Here is a 16,681-nt window from a genome sequence, read left to right as displayed (position 1 = left end):
ACACCGGAAGTCGGCTGGGGATCACGGGATAACACTGAATATTCGGGGGAATAGGAACCCACGTCCCCGCCGTGACACGTCGCCGACGTGAGGCACGCACCACACGCCGGCCCCCACCCGGCGCTCGGGAGGAACGATGACGAGGCAGATCGCCGACGGCTTCCAGAACCCCCGGCTCATTGAGCTGGAAGCCCGCGTTCGCGGGCTGGAGACACAGGTCGCCCACCTCACCGAGCTGGTCAAGGCGCTCTCCGGCGAGCGCGACCCCACCTGACCGGCCGCCCACAAAGACCGCCCACAAAGACCGGCCACGGATCGGCCACTGACCGGTCGCCGCCGGGGCTCCACCCGGTTCCGCGCTGTCAGCGGGGCGGCGGGTCATCCGGACGTACGGCGCCGCCCACCTGCCGCCGCCCGGAGGGGATCGGCTGCGGCATGTACGGCTCCCGCTTGGTGGTGGCCGCCATCGCACCCAGCGCGACCAGCACGACGGCCGAGATCGTCAGCAGCGCCAGGATGACGAGCACCGTCAGCGCCGCCAGGGAGATGAGCGCTCCCAGCAGCTCCGCCATGCGTGGTCCCCCAAGAGGTCGGCCTCACGATCTCACAAGGCGTCCCGAGATCGCGTCTAGCGGCTGAGTGCCCCTTTTAAGGTGATTCATACCTTTGCCCGGTGGACACCGCGGAACCGCGCCGATCGGGTGCCCCCGGGCGTCCGCCCGGGAGCTGGTCGAGGCGCCGGAGGATCATCCCCTCCCGCAGGGCCCAGGGGCACAACTCGAGGACCGGCAGGCCCAGCAGGTCCATCGCGGCGTCGGCGACGACCGCCCCCGCGAGGAGCTGCGACGCCCTGCCGACGGACACTCCGGGCAGCTTGGACCGCTCCGCCGCGGGCATCGCGGACAGCCGCGCCGTCCATTCCGTCAGGGCGCCGTGCGCCAGCGTGCGCCTGACGTACGGGCCCTCACTCGACGAGGCCGCGCCCGCGATCCTCGCCAGTTGGCGGAAGGTCTTCGACGTCGCGACGGCGTGGTCGGCCCGGCCGTACCGGGTGACGGCTCCGACCTGGCGGGCGATCTCGGCCCGGGCATGGCGCCGGAGCAGGCGCACCTCCTCGGCGGGCGGCGGGTCGGCGGTGAAGAAGTCGCGGGTCAGCCGTCCCGCGCCGAGCGGAAGCGACACCGCCACGTCGGGCTCCTCGTCGATGCCGGAGGCGATCTCCAGCGAGCCGCCGCCGATGTCGACGACGAGCAGCCGGCCCGACGACCATCCGAACCAGCGGCGGACGGCGAGGAAGGTCAGGCGCGCCTCGTCGTCCCCGGAGAGCACCTGGATTCCCACCGGCGCCCCGGACTCGATCCGGCTGAGGACGTCCTCGCCGTTGACGGCGTCGCGGACCGCCGAGGTGGCGAAGGCCACCAGGTCCTCCACGCCCTTGTCCTCCGCGATGCGCAGGGCGTCCTCGACGGTCGCGCCCAGCCGCGCCGCGCCCTCGTCCGACAGCCGGTTCCCGTCCACGAGGTGCTCGGCCAGACGCAGCTCCTCCTTGTGGGAGAAGGCGGGGATGGGGCGAGCGCCCTGGTGCGCGTCCATCACCAGCAGGTGCACCGTGTTGGAACCGACGTCCAGGACTCCGAGTCGCATGATCCGACGCTACCGCCCACGACAGGCCGGTATCCGCACATCCCCTGCCAATACGCCGTGCGGAACGCCGGAATCGGTCGCTCAGTGACGTACTTCACGATACCGGCCTAACTGAGCGTTACGATTTGCGACTTAATAATTACGTATCGTGGCGGACGCTCCCCTTGCGGGTCATTCCATGACAAGACGACACTCGAAAACGGGCCTTATCGCAATCTCGGCAGTTGGGCATGAGATCACGCGATGACCCGTCGACCAAGGGGGTGGTCCAGGTGCCGGAGGGGTTCAGCACTTACGAGACGTGGCCTTTCGAGTGCCTGCATTGCCTGCGCGTCTGGGAGGAGGAGTACCTCGTCCGCCGCCAGACGGACGGGCACGGCAACGACGTGGTCATCTGGACCCGGGAGGGCACACAGGTCCAGCCTCCCTGGTCGGGCATGGTCTGTCCCCACTGCGGGTGCGGCAGCGTGACGACCTTCCCCACCGGCTACCTGGCCCATCACGCGGAGATCATCGCCGTGCGCCGGGTCGACGCGCCCGCCGCGCTGGAGGCGACCGGGCACCGGCACCCCACTCTCCTTCTGCCGTACGCCTTGCTGGCGATCTCGCTGCTCGTCTTCACCGGTTCCGAGATATACGGCCAAGTGATCGGACGCTGATCACGCCATCGAGGCCCCGGCGGGAAACGACCCGCCGGGGCCTCGGCACGCCGCCTATCTCACATATTGACGCTGCTTCAACCTGTGGGTAAGTTCACCTTAAATTAAAAGGAAAGCTTACTAATAGTTCCCCGCGAACACACAGGCAGGAACCGCGCCATGCCACGGTCGCCGCCCACCGTCTTTCCGATTCTCTGTGCCCCGAATTCCCCGCGACCGGCCTCGCGCCGCCTCGCACACGCGTCCTCCGCACCCTCCCCTCGCATCCGCCCCTTGGACGTGGAGCACATATGAAACGCAGGATCCTTCCGACATTGTTAGCGGCGATGGGGGCACTGCTCCTGCCGATCGCCGTCTCGGTGCCCAGTGCGTACGGGGCGGTCGCCGTCCCGATCCGCGCGAACGCGGGCGGCCCGGCCCTGACCGACGGCTCGGGCAACGCCTGGGCGGCCGACAAGGCCTACTCCAGCGGCAACTGGGGTTACGACACGCTCTACGGATCAGGCTCGACCCCCAGCGCGATCGCCGGGACCACCGATGACGCGCTGTACCAGAACTACACCCTCTTCAGCGGCTGGACCGGCTACAAGTTCGACGTGGCCAACGGCACCTACCAGGTGACGCTGAAGATGGTCGAGGACTGGGCCAACGGCCCGGGTCAGCGCAAGTTCGACGTGCGCGCCGAGAACACGACCGTGCTCACCGCCTTCGACGTCTTCGCCTCGTGCGGGGCGCTGACGGCCTGCGACAGGACCTTCACCACCACGGTCAGCGACGGCCAGCTCAACGTGCAGTTCAACATGAACGGCGGAGCCAACTACGCCACCGTGTCGGCGATCTCGGTCACCGGCGGCGGAGGCGGAGGCGGCGACACGAGCGCGCCGAGCGTCCCCGGCAACCTCCGGGTCACCGGCACCACCACCTCCAGCGTCTCGCTGGCGTGGAACGCCTCCACCGACAACGTCGGCGTCACCGGCTACGACGTCTACCGGGGCGGCACCCTCGTCACGACCGTGACCGGCACGTCGTACACCAACACCGGGCTCACGGCGGGCACCGCCTACAGCTACACCGTCCGCGCGAAGGACGCCGCGGGGAACGCCTCGGCCGCGACCGCCGCGGTCACGGGCACCACCCAGACCGGCGGAGGCGGCGGGGACACGAGCGCGCCGAGCGTCCCCGGCAACCTCCGGGTCACCGGCACCACCACCTCCAGCGTCTCGCTGGCGTGGAACGCCTCCACCGACAACGTCGCCGTCACCGGCTACGACGTCTACCGGGGCGGCACCCTCGTCACGACCGTGACCGGGACGTCCTTCACCGACAGCGGGCTGGCCGCCGGCACCGCCTACAGCTACACCGTCCGGGCCAGGGACGCCGCCGGCAACCTGTCCGCCAACAGCTCCGCGGTCTCCGGCACCACCCTGACCGGCGGCGGAGGAGGGGGTGGCAACAAGCTGCTCGGCTACTTCGCCCAGTGGGGCGTCTACGCCCGCCAGTACTTCGTGAAGAACATCGAGACCAGCGGCTCGGCGTCCAAGCTCACGCACATCAACTACGCCTTCGGCAACGTCACCAACGGCCAGTGCGCCATCGGCGACGCCTATGCCGACTACGACATGGCCTACACCACCGCCAACAGCGTGGACGGCAAGGCCGACACCTGGGACGCCGGCGTGCTCCGCGGCTCCTTCGGCCAGTTGCGCAAGCTGAAGGCCCTGCACCCGAACCTCAAGATCCTCTGGTCCTTCGGCGGCTGGACGTGGTCGGGCGGATTCGGCCAGGCGGCGGCGAACCCGACCGCCTTCGCCAACTCCTGCTACAACCTGGTCGAGGACCCGCGCTGGGCCGATGTGTTCGACGGCATCGACATCGACTGGGAGTACCCGAACGCCTGCGGCCTCAGCTGTGACAGCAGCGGACCGGCCGCGTTCAAGAACCTGATGTCGGCCCTGCGCACGCGCTTCGGCCCGAACTACCTGGTGACCGCCGCCATCACGGCGGACGGCAGCAACGGCGGGAAGATCGACGCGGCCGACTACGGCGGCGCCTCGCAATACCTCAACTGGTACAACGTCATGTCCTACGACTACTTCGGAGCCTTCGCGCCGACGGGCCCGACCGCGCCGCACTCACCACTGACCTCCTACACCGGCATCCCGACGGCGGGCTTCAACTCCGACGCCGCCATCCAGAAGCTCAAGGGCCAGGGCGTTCCCGCGAGCAAACTGCTGCTCGGCATCGGCTTCTACGGCCGGGGCTGGACCGGCGTGACCCAGGCCACGCCGGGTGGAACGGCGACGGGCGCGGCCCCCGGCACCTACGAGGCGGGCATCGAGGACTACAAGGTCCTCAAGAACACCTGCCCTGCCACCGGCACCATCGCGGGCACGGCGTACGCCAAGTGCGGAAGCAACTGGTGGAGCTACGACACCCCCGCGACCATCGGGGGCAAGATGAGCTACTCGAAGAACCAGGGCCTCGGCGGCTCCTTCTTCTGGGAGCTCAGCGGTGACACCTCCAACGGTGAGCTCATCACGGCCATGAAGAACGGCCTGGGCTGACCGGACGGCCGGGGAGGCTCCCGCCTCCCCGGCCTCTCAGGCGGTCCGGCCTGTCGGCCCCGAGTGCGTGAGCACCCGAACGCCCGACCGCGCCTGACCGCCCGACCGCGTGCGCGCCCGAGCTACCGACCGCCTGACTGCGTCGCGGGTTAGATGTCCTGGCCGCCGTCGTCGCTGCTCCGGGGCAACGGGCTCTGACTGCCCGAGCCGCCGCCCGACGGGGTGGGCGAGGGCTCCTGAGGTTCCGGCGACGTCGGCACGGGCGGCGGCGTCGGAACGAAGTTCGTGGCGGGAAGCGGCCGCGCCGGCTCCTGTTCCCCGTCGCCGCGGAAGACCAGCAGCCACAACATGACCATCATCAGCAGGGTCAGTGTGGCGAGTAGCGCCGAGGCCAGCACCACCTGACGCCGCGTGCCGATCGGCGGCGGAGGCGGGGGCGGCGGTCCGGGGAACGCGGGATTGCGGTCGCCCAGCCAGTGCGGCACGAACTCGGGCCCGTGCCGCTGGCCGATCAGGGTTCCCGACACCATCACCGGGTCGAGGAAGCGCTCGGCTCCCGGCCCGCCCGGCACGTACGGCACGGCCACCCACGGCGCCCGCCCGTCGTGCATGGCCACGACCGGAGGCGCGTCGGGCGAGACCCGCCCGCGGACGCGGTGCAGCATTGAGGCGCCCCAGCCGAGGACGCCCGCGCGAGGTTGCTCGGCGTCCCTGATGGCGGTGACGAACCGGTCCCTGGCGGCCGCGTCGAGCGCCGCGCCGCTGGTGAGCACGGCCACCGACACCGCACGGCCGTCCGGGGCCTGCCCCAGGTAGACGAGCCCGGCCGGCGCCGTGCGCAGCCGTGCCTGCAACACGAAGGGCCCCAGGTGGGGCGGGTCGCCGTACTGCAGCGGAGTGACCATCACCCTCATGAAAACACACGCGCACGGCAGGTGCGTCGTTCCGTGGCCCGGCGAGCAGAAGGGAGAAATGTTCGTGAGGGCCGCAACCGCCGGCCTGCCTGCGCGGATGGCACCGGAGTGCTGCGGAAGGGCCGCCCGGTGGCGCTCAGTGCCCGAGCAGTGCGTACAGCCCGCCGCAGACGCTCGCCAGGAACGCGAGCAGCGCGAGCGGGCCGGCGAGGGCGCCGGGGAAGGACATCCTGCGGGACCGAAGGCGGTTTCGATGAAGCTCGACGAGGCGCAGGGCCGCCATGTCGAGGTCTGTGGCGAGCTGGTCCTCGATCGCTCCGATGGCCTCTTCCGCCTGCATCGCCATGGTGCGCAGCCGCGTGCCCTCCACGTAGGTGGCGAGGGTGACGACAGCGCTCACGAGATCCACCGCGACCGCCGCGCCGTACAGGTGGGAGCTGAGCGCGGTGGCGTATGCCGTCGTCAGGACCGCGGTCACGATCAGGAAGTAGTTCACCACCTGGGAGGCCATGTTGAGGTGGTACTCGTACCACCTCCACGCGTGGTCGAGAGCCAGCGTGAGCGCCCCGCGTTTGTCGTCAATCTCCGGCATAGAGCCACAATGGCGGCAAACCGCAAGATCGTCCACGGTTGGGCACATTGGTTGGCGAGTCGCCGTACCGGGGAGCTGTGACCGTCACTCTCAGGAAAAGACAGCCGCTCGGGCGGTGTGTCGTTCAGCGGCCCGGCGGGCAAAAGGGAGAGAAATGGATTCTCCCGCCGAGTCACGATTGAATAACGTGCATGAGCGTTGCCGATGAACTCAGTGACCCGGAGCCGGGCAAGGCGATCGCGACCCAGGCGGACGCCGGGGCGGCGGACGTCGGGCTGCTCCGTGACGCCCTCGACGAGGTACGACGTGTGATCGTCGGCCAGGACCACATGGTGGAGCGGCTGCTGGTGGCCCTGCTGGCACGAGGGCACTGCCTCCTCGAGGGTGTGCCCGGCGTGGCCAAGACCCTCGCCGCCTCCACGCTGGCCACGGTCGTGGGCGGCACGTTCGCCCGGATCCAGTTCACTCCCGACCTCGTGCCGAGCGACATCGTCGGCACCCGCGTGTACCACCCGAGCACCGAGCGGTTCGACATCGAGCTCGGGCCGGTGTTCGTCAACTTCCTGCTGGCCGACGAGATCAACCGCGCGCCGGCGAAGGTCCAGTCGGCCCTGCTCGAGGTCATGGCCGAGCGGCAGGTCACCCTGGCGGGGCGGACCCACCGCCTGCCGAAGCCGTTCATCGTGCTGGCGACGCAGAACCCCATCGAGTCCGAAGGCGTCTACCCGCTGCCCGAGGTGCAGCGCGACCGGTTCCTGTTCAAGGTCCGGGTCTCGCATCCGAGCGCCCACGAGGAGCTGGAGATCCTGCAGCGGATGAGCGTCCGCCCGCCGGTGGCCGGCCCGGTGCTCGATCCCGAGCGGCTGCTCCGGCTGCAGGAGATGGCCGAGGAGGTGTCGGTGCACCAGCTCGTCGCCGACTACGTCGTCCGGCTGGTCATGGCCACCCGCACGCCCTCCGATTACGGCCTGCGCGACCTGGAGGAGGTCATCGAGATCGGCGTCAGCCCCCGGGCGACCCTGGGCCTGATCGCGGCCGGGCGTGCGCTCGCCCTCCTGCGGGGCCGCGACTACCTGCTGCCCGACGACGTCCGGGACGTCGCCGTCGACGTGATGTCGCACCGGCTGATGCTCACCTTCGACGCGCTGGCCGACGACGTCGACGCCGAGAGCGTGGTGCGCCAGATCCTGATGGCGGTGCCGCCGCCTCTCGTCGTGTGGAACAACCAGGGTCCCCGGTGATCGGCCGATGAGCCCGGCCACGCCGGACCAGGCGCTGCGGCGCCTGGAGCTCACCGTCGTGCGGCGGCTCGACGGCCTGCTGCACGGGGGCCACCAGGGGCTGATCCCCGGGCCGGGGAGCGAGCTCGGCGACACCCGCGTCTACGTGCCGGGCGAGGACGACGTCCGCCGGATGGACTGGGCCGTCACCGCCCGCACCACCACCCCGCACGTGCGCGACCTCATCGCCGACCGGGAGCTGGAGACGTGGGCGCTGGCCGACCTGTCGGCCAGCATGGACTTCGGCACGGCCGACGTCGCCAAGCGCGACCTGGTCATCTCCGCCATCGGCGCCATCGGGTTCCTGGCCAGCCGCGTCGGCGACAGGTTCGGCGCCTACATCCTGCACGGCGACGACGTCCACCGTTACCCGGCCCGCCCGGGACGGCCGCCGCTCTACGCGCTGCTGCACTCCCTCCTGAGCGCTCCGCCGTCCGGCGGCTCGGTCGAGCTGGGACCGGCGATCGAGATGATGGCCGCCGCTCACCGCAAGCGAGGGCTGCGCGTGATCGTCTCGGACTTCCTCGACGACCCGGACGGGTGGGAGCCCGCCCTGCGCCGGCTCGCCTCCCGGCACCAGGTCCTCGCCGTGGAGGTCATCGACCCGCGCGAGCTCGAACTGCCCGACGTGGGCCTGGTCACCCTCGCCGACCCCGAGACCGGGCGCAGCCGCGACATCTACCTGTCGCGCGAGATCCGGGCGAGGTACGCCGCCGCGGCCGAGACCCAGCGGGAGTCCAACCGGATCGCCCTGCGCCGATGCGGCGCCGCCCACCTGGTCCTGCGCACCGATCGGGACTGGGTCTTCGACATCGCCCAGTTCGTCCTGCGGCAGCGGCGGACCGCGTACCTGATGCGCCGGATGGCCTCCACCAGGGGGGCGGCGAAGTGATCTTCCTGTCTCCCGGCTGGCTCTGGTTGTTCACCCTGGTCGCGGCGCTCGCCGCCGGCTACGTGGTGGTGCAGCTGACCCGGCGCCGCTACGCGGTGCGCTTCACCAACCTGGCGCTGCTCTCCCTGGTCGCCCCCGAGCGCCCGGCCTGGCGCCGGCACGTGCCCGCGGCGCTGTTCCTGGTGATGCTGACCCTGCTGGTCCTCGGGTCGGCCAGGCCCGCCGACGCCGTACGGGTGCCCCGCGACCGCGCGACCATCATCATCGCGGTGGACATCTCGTTGTCGATGGAGTCCGCCGACGTCCCGCCCACCCGCCTGATCGCCGCCAAGCAGGCCGCCCAGCAGTTCGTCGACGACCTGCCGGAGCGGTTCAACGTCGGCGTGGTGGCCTTCGCCAGGTCGGCGGCCGTGGTCATCTCCCCCACGACCGACCACGTGGCCGTCACCACCGCGATCTCCAACCTGACCACGCGGCCGGGCACCGCGATCGGCGAGGCCGTCTTCAACTCCCTCGACTCGATCAGGTCCTTCGACCAGCGGGCGGTCACCGACCCGCCCCCGTCTGCGATCGTGCTCCTGTCCGACGGGGACAACACCTCCGGCAGGTCGGTCAACGAGGCCATCGAGGCGTCCGTCGGCGCCAAGGTGCCGGTCTCGACCATCGCGTACGGCACGCCGGACGGAACGGTGAACATCGACAACCGGCCGGTGCAGGTCCCGGTCAACAAGACGACGCTGAAGTCCCTGTCGGACGGCACGGGCGGCCGTGCCTACGCCGCGGAGTCGGGCAGCGAACTGCGGGACGTGTACTCCCAGATCGGCACGTCGCTCGGCTACCGCGTCGTCCACGAGGAGATCACTCAGCGGTTCCTCATCGGGGCGATCATCGCCGGCCTGCTCGTCGCCGCGTCGGCGATGTTCCTGGGCTCCCGCATACCGTAGTCGCCCACACCCGTCGCCCACACCGCTGTCCACAGGCTGTCCACAGACCTGTGGACAGCGGTGACCGGCGATCACCGCTGTCAGGCGTTGGTACGTTTGTGCACGTGGCACATTACTTCGAGGAAAGCCCCCAGGCGGCCAGCCGTCCCGGCATGGTCAACCTGGTCCTCCCGGATCTGCATCTGCGGCTGGAGACCGACCGGGGCGTGTTCTCCCCCGACCGGGTCGACTCCGGCACGCGCGTGCTGCTGGAGACCGTGCCACCGCCGCCCGGGGAGGGCGACCTGCTCGACCTGGGCTGCGGGTACGGCCCCATCGCGCTGACCATGGCGTCCAGGGCGCCCGGCGCGACGGTCTGGGCCGTCGACGTCAACCGCCGCTCCGTCGAGCTCTGCGAGCGGAACGCCAAGAGCGCCGGCCTTGACAAAGTAAGGTCGCTCCATCCTGACGAGGTGCCGGACGACGTGCGGTTCCAGGCCATCTGGTCCAATCCCGCGATCCGCATCGGCAAGACCGCCCTCCACGAGATGCTCACGCGCTGGCTGGACCGCCTCGCGCCCGGCGGCTCGGCCTACCTGGTCGTCCAGAAGCACCTCGGCTCCGACTCCCTGCAGCGCTGGCTCGGCGAACAGGGCCGGCCGACCTCCCGGCTCGCCTCCCGCGCCGCCTACCGAATCCTGAAAGTGGACGCCCGATGAGCACGCCCAATCCCCGCAAGCAACTGCGGCCGACCGATGTGAAGCGGCTGAACCGGAACTGGCGCCGCGCCACCACCGGCCGCATGGCGCTGATCCTCGAGTCGGTGACGAGCCCGTTCAACGTCGGCTCGATCTTCCGCAGCGCCGCGGCGTTCGGCGTGGACACGGTCTGGCTGGCCGGCAACGCCACCCCGCCGAGCAACCCCAAGGTGCAGAAGACCGCGCTCGGCACCGACCGCCTGGTCGAGTGGCACGAGCCCGTCCCCGTCGCCGACGCCGTCAAGGCCGCCAAGGAGGAGGGCTTCCGGGTCGTCGCCGTCGAGCTCACCGCCGACGCCGTGCCGCTGCACGCGGCCGACCTCACCGGCGACGTCTGCCTGCTGGTCGGCAGCGAGGACCACGGCTGCTCCCCCGCCTCCCTGGAGGCCGCCGACGCCGTGGTCTACATCCCGCAGGTGGGCAGAGTCGGCTCGTTCAACGTGTCGGTCGCCACCGCCATCGTGATCGCCGAGTCCAGACGCCAGGAATGGGCGTCGATGGAGGACTCGTGACGCAAATGTTCACTTCCGCTCGCTGACGGTCCGGCTCCGTAACCGGCATACTCCTCCTCGTGCAACGCCGCTATCCGTTCCTCGACCATCCGGGGCCGCTCGCCTTCGCGCACCGCGGCGGAGCGGCGGAGGGCCGTGAGAACACCATGGCCGCCTTCTCCCGGGCGGTCGACCTCGGCTACACCTACCTCGAGACCGACGCGCACGCGACGTCCGATGGTGTGTTGCTGGCGTTCCACGACCACACCCTCGACCGGGTCACCGACCGTAAGGGACGGATCTCCGCGCTGCCCTACCGGGAGATCGCCAAGGCGCGCATCGGCGGCAAGGACGAGATCCCGCTCATCGAGGACCTGCTCGGCACCTGGCCGGACATCCGGCTGAACATCGACGTCAAGGAGAGCCCGGCCATCGTGCCGCTGGCCCGCGCGATCCGCAGGACCGGCGCCTACGACCGCGTCTGCCTCACCTCCTTCTCCGACCTGCGGCTCGAGCGGGCGCGCAGGGCCATGGGCCGCGACGTCTGCTCGGCCCTGGGTCCCCGCGGGATCGCCGCCCTGCGCGCGGCCGCGCTCGCCGGCGGCTACGGCCGTCTCCTCACCGGTCTCGCCCGCGCCGGCGTCCCCTGCGCCCAGGTCCCCATCGGGTTCCGCGGCCTGCGGGTCACCACCCGCGCCTTCGTCCGCACGGCCCATGCCATCGGCATGCAGGTGCACGTCTGGACGATCGACAACCCCGTCACGATGGAGGTCCTGCTCGACCTCGGCGTCGACGGCATCATGACCGACAACATCACCGGCCTGCGCGACGTGCTCGATAGACGTGGCCAGTGGCATCCCGGTACGGCGAGCAGTTAGGCGAGGAGACACGATGACCTCCCCCCCGGTCACCAAGGAAGACACGCCCCAGGCCCAGGGGCGTGAACGGCGCGGCTGGTATTGGTACGACTGGGCGAACTCCGCCTTCTACACGACGATCATCTCGGTGTTCCTCGGGCCGTACCTCATCCCGATCGCCAAGACCGCCGCCTGCGAGCAGGACTTCGCGTCCATGCCGGCCGACGCGTGCGCCAGGGACTTCGACACCCTGACCACCGGCCAACTCGGCTTCGTCGACGTCCTCGGCTTCGACATCCGCCCGGCGGCCTACTTCGGCCTGATCCTCACCGTGTCGACGCTGCTGCAGATCGTCCTGCTGCCCGTCGTCGGCGCGCTCGCCGACCACACGGGGCGCAAGCGACAACTGCTCGGCGGCTTCGCCTACGTTGGCGCGCTGGCGACCCTGGGATTGTTCTTCCTCGAGGGAGACCGCTACCTGCTCGGCGGCGGGCTGTTCATCCTGGCCAACGTCGCCTACGGCGCGTCGATCGTCGTCTACGACTCCTTCCTGCCGCAGATCTCGACTCCCGCCGAGCGGGACAAGGTCTCCTCCCGCGGCTGGGCGTTCGGCTACCTCGGCGGCTTCCTGCTGCTCGCGCTCAACCTGGGGCTCTACCTATTTCGCGACGACTTCAGGGTCTCCGAGGGCATGGCCGTACGCATCTGCATGATGTCGGCCGGCCTGTGGTGGGCCATCTTCACGATCATCCCGCTGCTCACCCTGCGCAACCGGCCCGTCCCCGCGCACGAGAGCACCGCGCTGCGTTCCGTCGGCGGTAGCTTCCGCCAGCTGGGCCGGACCATCTCCGAGTTACGCCGCTACCCCGGCACCCTGCTGTTCCTGGTCGCCTACCTGATCTACAACGACGGCGTGCAGACCGTCATCGGCAACTCGGCCCCGTACGCCTCAGAAGCCCTCAAGCTGGACAAGGACGTCCAGATTAAGGCCATCCTGATGGTCCAGCTCGTCGCCTTCGGCGGCGCGCTGCTGCTGGGCGCGCTCGCCCGCCGGTTCGGCACCAAACGCGTCGTGCTCGCCAGCCTGCTCGTGTGGACGTTGATCGTCGTCATGGCCGTCTTCCTCGCGGAGGGCGCGGAGCTCCAGTTCTACGGCCTGGCCTTCGCGATCGCGATCGTCCTGGGCGGAACACAGGCGTTGTCCCGGTCGCTCTACTCCCACGTGATCCCCCGGGGCAAGGAGGCGGAGTACTTCAGCCTCCTGCAGATCAGCGACAAGGGCTCGGCGTTCATCGGCTCGCTGACCATCACGCTCGCGGTGCAGTTCACCAACAGCTACCGGATCGCGATCGTCTCGCTCGTGGTGTTCTTCGTGATCGGCTTCCTGATGCTCCTGGCGGTCAACCTGCCCAAAGCCATCCGCCAGGCGGGAAATGAGGTCCCGGAACACCTCTGAGGCAGGCGCGCCGGAAAAAGCGCGATTGGATCACGTCTCTGGTGGGAATCCACACACGGTATCAGGCGTTGTACGCGGTGGAGACAAACCCCTCTTATGGCGGGGACCTCAGGAGGCTTAGAACATGGGCGAGCGTGCACTTCGCGGTACCCGGCTCGGGGCGACCAGCTACGAGAACGACCGCAACACCGATCTGGCTCCGCGCCAGGAGGTGTCCTACACCTGCCCCAAGGGCCATCTCACCACCGTGCCCCTCGCCGCTGAGGCGGAGATCCCGACGAACTGGGAGTGCCGCAGCTGCGGCGCCCCGGCGCTTCGGGTGGACGCCGAGGAGCCCCAGCAGAAGAAGTCCAAGGCGCCACGTACGCACTGGGACATGCTTCTGGAGCGCCGCTCCATCGAGGACCTCGAAGAGGTGCTCAACGAGCGACTCGCGATTCTCAGGGCCCAGCGACGCAAGAGCGCGTAGACGGCAGGTAATGCAGACGCCCCCGGGTGGCCGACAGGCCGACGGGGGCGTTCGTGTTGTCCGGAGTGTTTCCGGGCCCTTCAGGCGCTCCTGACGCCCTCCTGGGGGCCCTGGGGGCCTGTGTGTCAGGCGTCCCGGCGTCGCCGGGTCTCGTCGTCGACGACCTCGCCCTCGATCACTTCACCGTCGATCACGTGGCCGCGCACCGCTCCGTCCCGCCTCGGGGCCTGGCCCCCGGCGGTGAAGATCGGGCCGTACGGCGAGCGGGCCGCCAGGACCTGCACACGGCGGCGCAGGAACCATGAGAGCCCGCGCCGGGCGATGGGCCGCGTGAACGGCAAGATGAGGATGAACCCCAGGACGTCGGTCAGGAACCCGGGGGTCAGCAGCAGCGCCCCTCCGGCGACGATCATCCCGCCGTCGGCCAGCTCACGATCCGGCATGCGGCCCGACTGGACGGCGCTCTGCAGTGCCGCCCACGCCCGCCGGCCCTCCCGGCGGACCAGCCAGGCCCCCAGGATGCTGTCGGCGATGAGCAGGGCCACCGTCTGCCAGCCGCCGATCACGGACCCGATCCGGATCAGCAACCAGATCTCCATGACGGGGACGACCAGGAACGCCAGGAAGAGCCCGATACGCAACATCAACTTGCCTCACTCGCCGCGACAGCCGTACGAACCAGTCAACGCTTCCGTGGCGGTCCTGGTTCCTCGTGGGCCCGCGACGGCCTACCGCCGCCTACGGCGAAGCCGCTCGGGCAGCCCGTCGACACCCCAGATGGCGACCCGCCAGAAGGCCTCCAGGATGATGGCGCGGCTCATCTTGCTCGTGCCGATCGTCCGCTCCACGAAGGTGATCGGCACTTCGGCCACGCGCAGGCCCTGCCGTACGGTCCGCAGGGTGAGGTCGACCTGGAAGCAGTACCCCTGGGACTCGACGTCGTCGATGCCGATCTTCTCCAGCGTGGCGGCCCGGTAGGCGCGGAACCCCGCCGTGGCGTCGCGCACCGGGATGCCCAGCATCCGCCGCACGTAGATGTTGGCGCCCCGGGAGAGGATCTCGCGGGAAGCCGGCCAGTTGACGACCCGGCCTCCGCGCACCCAGCGTGAGCCGATCGCGAGGTCGGCGCCGCGTGCCACCCGGTTGAGCAGCTTGTGCAGCTCCTCCGGCTGGTGCGAGCCGTCGGCGTCCATCTCGACGAGCACGTCGTAGCCCTCGGCCAGCCCCCACCGGAATCCGGCGATGTAGGCGGAGCCGAGGCCCTGCTTGCCGGGGCGGTGGAGGACGTGGATGTGGTCGTCCTGCTCGGCGAGCCGATCGGCGATCTCTCCGGTGCCGTCAGGGCTGTTGTCGTCGGCGACGAGGAGGTGCACCTCCGGCAGGGCCTCGCGCAGCCTCCCGGCGATCAACGGCAGGTTCTCACGTTCGTTGTACGTGGGAACGATCACGAGCACCCGCCCGGGGGTCCGCTCCATCAGCTCTTCCTCCGTGCCGCAAAGGTCGCCGCCGCCACGGCTCCGGCCCCCATCAGTATCAAAATCCACTCCGGTATCGCACCTACATCGGTGGCCAGCGTGTTCTCCGTCCGGACCGGCAATTTCACCACGTTCATGGCCGGAACGAGCTCACCGGTCCGCCATTCCACTCTGCCATCCGGGGCGACATATGCCGAGATGCCGGTCGTCGCGGCCGTCACGACGGCCCGGTTGTGCTCGACCGCCCGCAACTGCGACATGGCGAGCTGCTGGGCCGGGAGGTTGGTGAGGGCGTAGGTGGCGTTGTTGGTCTGGACGACCAGCGGGCTCCCCCCGGCCTTCACGGTGCTCCGGACGTCGTCGTCGAAGGCCACCTCGTAACACTCCACGGTGCCGACGGTGACCGGTCCCATCCGCAGGGCCCCGGGGACGTCGCCCGCGACCGACTGGCGGCCGACCAGGTTCGCCCGCTTCGACAGGGCCAGCACGATGCTCTTGAACGGCGTGTACTCCCCGAACGGCACGAGTTTGCGCTTGTCGTAGTAGGCGCCCGGGCCGGTGACCGGGTCCCACACGAGGCCTCTGGTCGCCCGGTTGGCGTCCCCGATGTTCACGACCGCCCCGACGAGGATCGGCACGCCCACGTCCTTGGCCGCGGAATCGATGATCCCGCTCGCGAAGGCGCTGCGGTAGGGGTCGATGTCGGTCGAGTTCTCCGGCCAGACCACGATGTCCGGCTTGGGGAGCTTGCCCGCCCGTACGGCCTCGGCCATCTTGTGCGTCTCGTCGGCGTGGTTGCGCAGCACGATCGAGGGCTCGTCACCGAGGAAGTCCATCCCGCGGCCGGGCACGTTGCCCTGGATGATGCCGACGGTCACCGTCTTGCCCTCGTCGCCCGGTCGCGGCACCGCGAACCCCAGGGCGGGTACGGCCACCGCCGCCAGGAGCGCACCGGCGACCAGGCGGTCCCGTCTGAAGCCGCGCGCGAGCCGGATGACCAGGTGGCAGAGCAGGGCGCCGGACAGGGCCACCGCGAAGGTCACCAGCGGCGCGCCGCCGAGGGCGGCGTAGGGGGTGAACGGCGATTCGCCCTGGCTGAAGGCCAGCCGCGCCCAGGGGAAACCCCCGACGGGGAACCGGCCGCGCGCCCATTCCTGGGCGACCCACAGGCAGGCCACCCACAGCGGCCACAGGCGCAGGCGCATCACGAGGACGGCCAGGCATGCCAGGGCCGCCCAGTAGAGGCTCTCGATCCCCGCCAGGGCCGCCCAGGCGTCATAGCCGATGGGGCGGACCCAGGCCAGGGTGGGCAGCAGGAACGCGAGGCCTCCCGCGTACCCCAGCCAGGCGGCCCTGCGCATGCGACTGCCGTACAGGGCGAGTGCGAGGAGCGCGACGCCCGGCGGCGCTAGGAACCACAGTCCGATCGGGGGAAACGCCAGGTACAGCACGAGGCCGCCCGCAATCGACGCTCCGAGACGGACCAGCGGATGCCCCACGGGCAGCGGAGTGCGCCTCGCGGGTGCGGGGGGCGGTGCCTCGTCCTTGACTTCCAGTGCCACGGGGCGGTGTCTCCTCCGCGTGAGTGTGCCCTCCCGGCGCCGGTGCACGGACGCGAAGTCCCAGACCGGCCAGTGCGGACAGCTTCCCAGATCCCGCTGAACAGCGCCAATTCGAGAGGCCGATTTCAGCCGGGCCGATTCGAGG

Annotated in this window: 18 protein-coding genes; 11 read left to right on the top strand and 7 right to left on the bottom strand. The window is 70.2% G+C overall.

The features are described 5' to 3' along the window. Positions 1 to 136 precede the first annotated feature (136 nt). The gene (locus Pmi06nite_RS23890) at positions 137 to 274 is read left to right on the top strand and encodes a hypothetical protein (RefSeq protein ID WP_203955333.1); all 138 of its coding nucleotides are present in this window, start codon (positions 137 to 139) and stop codon (positions 272 to 274) included. An 88-nt stretch (positions 275 to 362) separates the two neighbouring features. Here the strand turns inward: Pmi06nite_RS23890 and Pmi06nite_RS23885 are convergent, their stop codons facing one another. Both Pmi06nite_RS23885 and Pmi06nite_RS23880 read right to left on the bottom strand, forming a co-directional pair. Next, the gene (locus Pmi06nite_RS23885; RefSeq protein ID WP_203955332.1) at positions 363 to 572 is read right to left on the bottom strand and encodes a hypothetical protein; all 210 of its coding nucleotides are present in this window, start codon (positions 570 to 572) and stop codon (positions 363 to 365) included. 76 nt (positions 573 to 648) lie between these two features. Then, positions 649 to 1,644 carry a Ppx/GppA family phosphatase gene (locus tag Pmi06nite_RS23880; RefSeq protein WP_203955331.1) on the bottom strand — a complete coding sequence of 332 codons (996 nt, stop codon included), beginning with the start codon at positions 1,642 to 1,644 and terminating at the stop codon, positions 649 to 651. Between the two features lie 230 nt (positions 1,645 to 1,874). Between Pmi06nite_RS23880 and Pmi06nite_RS23875 the strand changes: the two genes are divergently transcribed. After that, entirely contained in the window at positions 1,875 to 2,303 is a 429-nt protein-coding gene (locus Pmi06nite_RS23875; RefSeq protein WP_203955330.1) for a hypothetical protein, read from the top strand. 290 nt (positions 2,304 to 2,593) lie between these two features. Continuing rightward, positions 2,594 to 4,867: a glycosyl hydrolase family 18 protein gene (locus Pmi06nite_RS42665; RefSeq protein WP_203955329.1), complete on the top strand. Its 2,274-nt coding sequence runs from the start codon at positions 2,594 to 2,596 to the stop codon at positions 4,865 to 4,867. A gap of 149 nt (positions 4,868 to 5,016) precedes the next feature. Here Pmi06nite_RS42665 and Pmi06nite_RS23865 read toward each other — a convergent pair whose 3' ends face one another. After that, complete coding sequence (locus tag Pmi06nite_RS23865; RefSeq protein ID WP_239114164.1) at positions 5,017 to 5,772, bottom strand: hypothetical protein; 756 nt, start codon at positions 5,770 to 5,772, stop codon at positions 5,017 to 5,019. 145 nt (positions 5,773 to 5,917) lie between these two features. Next, positions 5,918 to 6,373 carry a hypothetical protein gene (locus Pmi06nite_RS23860; RefSeq protein ID WP_203955327.1) on the bottom strand — a complete coding sequence of 152 codons (456 nt, stop codon included), beginning with the start codon at positions 6,371 to 6,373 and terminating at the stop codon, positions 5,918 to 5,920. Positions 6,374 to 6,564: 191 nt separating this feature from the next. Here Pmi06nite_RS23860 and Pmi06nite_RS23855 point away from each other — a divergent pair, with 191 nt between their 5' ends. The 8 genes from Pmi06nite_RS23855 (at position 6,565) to Pmi06nite_RS23820 (ending at position 13,499) form a co-directional block, all read left to right on the top strand. Continuing rightward, positions 6,565 to 7,614: an AAA family ATPase gene (locus tag Pmi06nite_RS23855; RefSeq protein WP_203955326.1), complete on the top strand. Its 1,050-nt coding sequence runs from the start codon at positions 6,565 to 6,567 to the stop codon at positions 7,612 to 7,614. Positions 7,615 to 7,621: 7 nt separating this feature from the next. Then, positions 7,622 to 8,545, top strand: a complete 924-nt coding sequence (locus Pmi06nite_RS23850) for a DUF58 domain-containing protein (RefSeq protein ID WP_203955325.1) — start codon at positions 7,622 to 7,624, stop codon at positions 8,543 to 8,545. Then, a complete protein-coding gene (locus Pmi06nite_RS23845; RefSeq protein ID WP_203955324.1) occupies positions 8,542 to 9,489 on the top strand; it encodes a VWA domain-containing protein in 948 nt (315 codons plus the stop codon). Before Pmi06nite_RS23850 ends, Pmi06nite_RS23845 begins: the two co-directional genes overlap by 4 nt. A gap of 152 nt (positions 9,490 to 9,641) precedes the next feature. Further along, positions 9,642 to 10,187, top strand: coding sequence for a class I SAM-dependent methyltransferase (locus Pmi06nite_RS23840; protein WP_203955361.1), 546 nt, complete (start codon positions 9,642 to 9,644; stop codon positions 10,185 to 10,187). Next, positions 10,184 to 10,738 carry a TrmH family RNA methyltransferase gene (locus Pmi06nite_RS23835; protein ID WP_203955323.1) on the top strand — a complete coding sequence of 185 codons (555 nt, stop codon included), beginning with the start codon at positions 10,184 to 10,186 and terminating at the stop codon, positions 10,736 to 10,738. Before Pmi06nite_RS23840 ends, Pmi06nite_RS23835 begins: the two co-directional genes overlap by 4 nt. 59 nt (positions 10,739 to 10,797) lie before the next feature. Continuing rightward, on the top strand, positions 10,798 to 11,595 hold the full coding sequence (locus Pmi06nite_RS23830) for a glycerophosphodiester phosphodiesterase family protein (protein ID WP_203955322.1): 798 nt from the start codon (positions 10,798 to 10,800) through the stop codon (positions 11,593 to 11,595). Between the two features lie 13 nt (positions 11,596 to 11,608). After that, positions 11,609 to 13,030, top strand: coding sequence for an MFS transporter (locus tag Pmi06nite_RS23825; RefSeq protein ID WP_203955321.1), 1,422 nt, complete (start codon positions 11,609 to 11,611; stop codon positions 13,028 to 13,030). A gap of 124 nt (positions 13,031 to 13,154) precedes the next feature. After that, positions 13,155 to 13,499, top strand: coding sequence for an RNA polymerase-binding protein RbpA (locus tag Pmi06nite_RS23820; RefSeq protein ID WP_203882305.1), 345 nt, complete (start codon positions 13,155 to 13,157; stop codon positions 13,497 to 13,499). A gap of 125 nt (positions 13,500 to 13,624) precedes the next feature. On the opposite strand, the gene Pmi06nite_RS23815 is transcribed toward Pmi06nite_RS23820, so the two are convergent. From Pmi06nite_RS23815 to lnt, 3 genes are all read right to left on the bottom strand, one after another. Continuing rightward, entirely contained in the window at positions 13,625 to 14,143 is a 519-nt protein-coding gene (locus tag Pmi06nite_RS23815) for an FxsA family protein (RefSeq protein ID WP_239114163.1), read from the bottom strand. A gap of 84 nt (positions 14,144 to 14,227) precedes the next feature. Next, on the bottom strand, positions 14,228 to 14,974 hold the full coding sequence (locus Pmi06nite_RS23810; RefSeq protein ID WP_203955320.1) for a polyprenol monophosphomannose synthase: 747 nt from the start codon (positions 14,972 to 14,974) through the stop codon (positions 14,228 to 14,230). Beyond that, entirely contained in the window at positions 14,974 to 16,536 is a 1,563-nt protein-coding gene (gene lnt, locus Pmi06nite_RS23805; RefSeq protein ID WP_239114162.1) for an apolipoprotein N-acyltransferase, read from the bottom strand. Before lnt ends, Pmi06nite_RS23810 begins: the two co-directional genes overlap by 1 nt. Positions 16,537 to 16,681 lie beyond the last annotated feature (145 nt).

The sequence above is a fragment of the Planotetraspora mira genome (assembly GCF_016863275.1).
Lineage (GTDB): Bacteria > Actinomycetota > Actinomycetes > Streptosporangiales > Streptosporangiaceae > Planotetraspora > Planotetraspora mira.
Note: the sequence above shows the minus strand (reverse complement) of the source record. Positions and strands in the feature narration are given on the sequence as shown.

What these genes read in the sequence shown, in the direction of transcription:
- Pmi06nite_RS23890 (WP_203955333.1), top strand. Translation starts at nt 137, where the DNA reads ATGACGAGGCAGATCGCCGACGGCTTCCAGAACCCCCGGCTCATTGAG.
- Pmi06nite_RS23885 (WP_203955332.1), bottom strand. Translation starts at nt 572, where the DNA reads ATGGCGGAGCTGCTGGGAGCGCTCATCTCCCTGGCGGCGCTGACGGTG.
- Pmi06nite_RS23880 (WP_203955331.1), bottom strand. Translation starts at nt 1,644, where the DNA reads ATGCGACTCGGAGTCCTGGACGTCGGTTCCAACACGGTGCACCTGCTG.
- Pmi06nite_RS23875 (WP_203955330.1), top strand. Translation starts at nt 1,875, where the DNA reads ATGAGATCACGCGATGACCCGTCGACCAAGGGGGTGGTCCAGGTGCCG.
- Pmi06nite_RS42665 (WP_203955329.1), top strand. Translation starts at nt 2,594, where the DNA reads ATGAAACGCAGGATCCTTCCGACATTGTTAGCGGCGATGGGGGCACTG.
- Pmi06nite_RS23865 (WP_239114164.1), bottom strand. Translation starts at nt 5,772, where the DNA reads ATGGTCACTCCGCTGCAGTACGGCGACCCGCCCCACCTGGGGCCCTTC.
- Pmi06nite_RS23860 (WP_203955327.1), bottom strand. Translation starts at nt 6,373, where the DNA reads ATGCCGGAGATTGACGACAAACGCGGGGCGCTCACGCTGGCTCTCGAC.
- Pmi06nite_RS23855 (WP_203955326.1), top strand. Translation starts at nt 6,565, where the DNA reads ATGAGCGTTGCCGATGAACTCAGTGACCCGGAGCCGGGCAAGGCGATC.
- Pmi06nite_RS23850 (WP_203955325.1), top strand. Translation starts at nt 7,622, where the DNA reads ATGAGCCCGGCCACGCCGGACCAGGCGCTGCGGCGCCTGGAGCTCACC.
- Pmi06nite_RS23840 (WP_203955361.1), top strand. Translation starts at nt 9,642, where the DNA reads ATGGTCAACCTGGTCCTCCCGGATCTGCATCTGCGGCTGGAGACCGAC.
- Pmi06nite_RS23835 (WP_203955323.1), top strand. Translation starts at nt 10,184, where the DNA reads ATGAGCACGCCCAATCCCCGCAAGCAACTGCGGCCGACCGATGTGAAG.
- Pmi06nite_RS23825 (WP_203955321.1), top strand. Translation starts at nt 11,609, where the DNA reads ATGACCTCCCCCCCGGTCACCAAGGAAGACACGCCCCAGGCCCAGGGG.
- Pmi06nite_RS23820 (WP_203882305.1), top strand. Translation starts at nt 13,155, where the DNA reads ATGGGCGAGCGTGCACTTCGCGGTACCCGGCTCGGGGCGACCAGCTAC.
- Pmi06nite_RS23815 (WP_239114163.1), bottom strand. Translation starts at nt 14,143, where the DNA reads ATGTTGCGTATCGGGCTCTTCCTGGCGTTCCTGGTCGTCCCCGTCATG.
- Pmi06nite_RS23810 (WP_203955320.1), bottom strand. Translation starts at nt 14,974, where the DNA reads ATGGAGCGGACCCCCGGGCGGGTGCTCGTGATCGTTCCCACGTACAAC.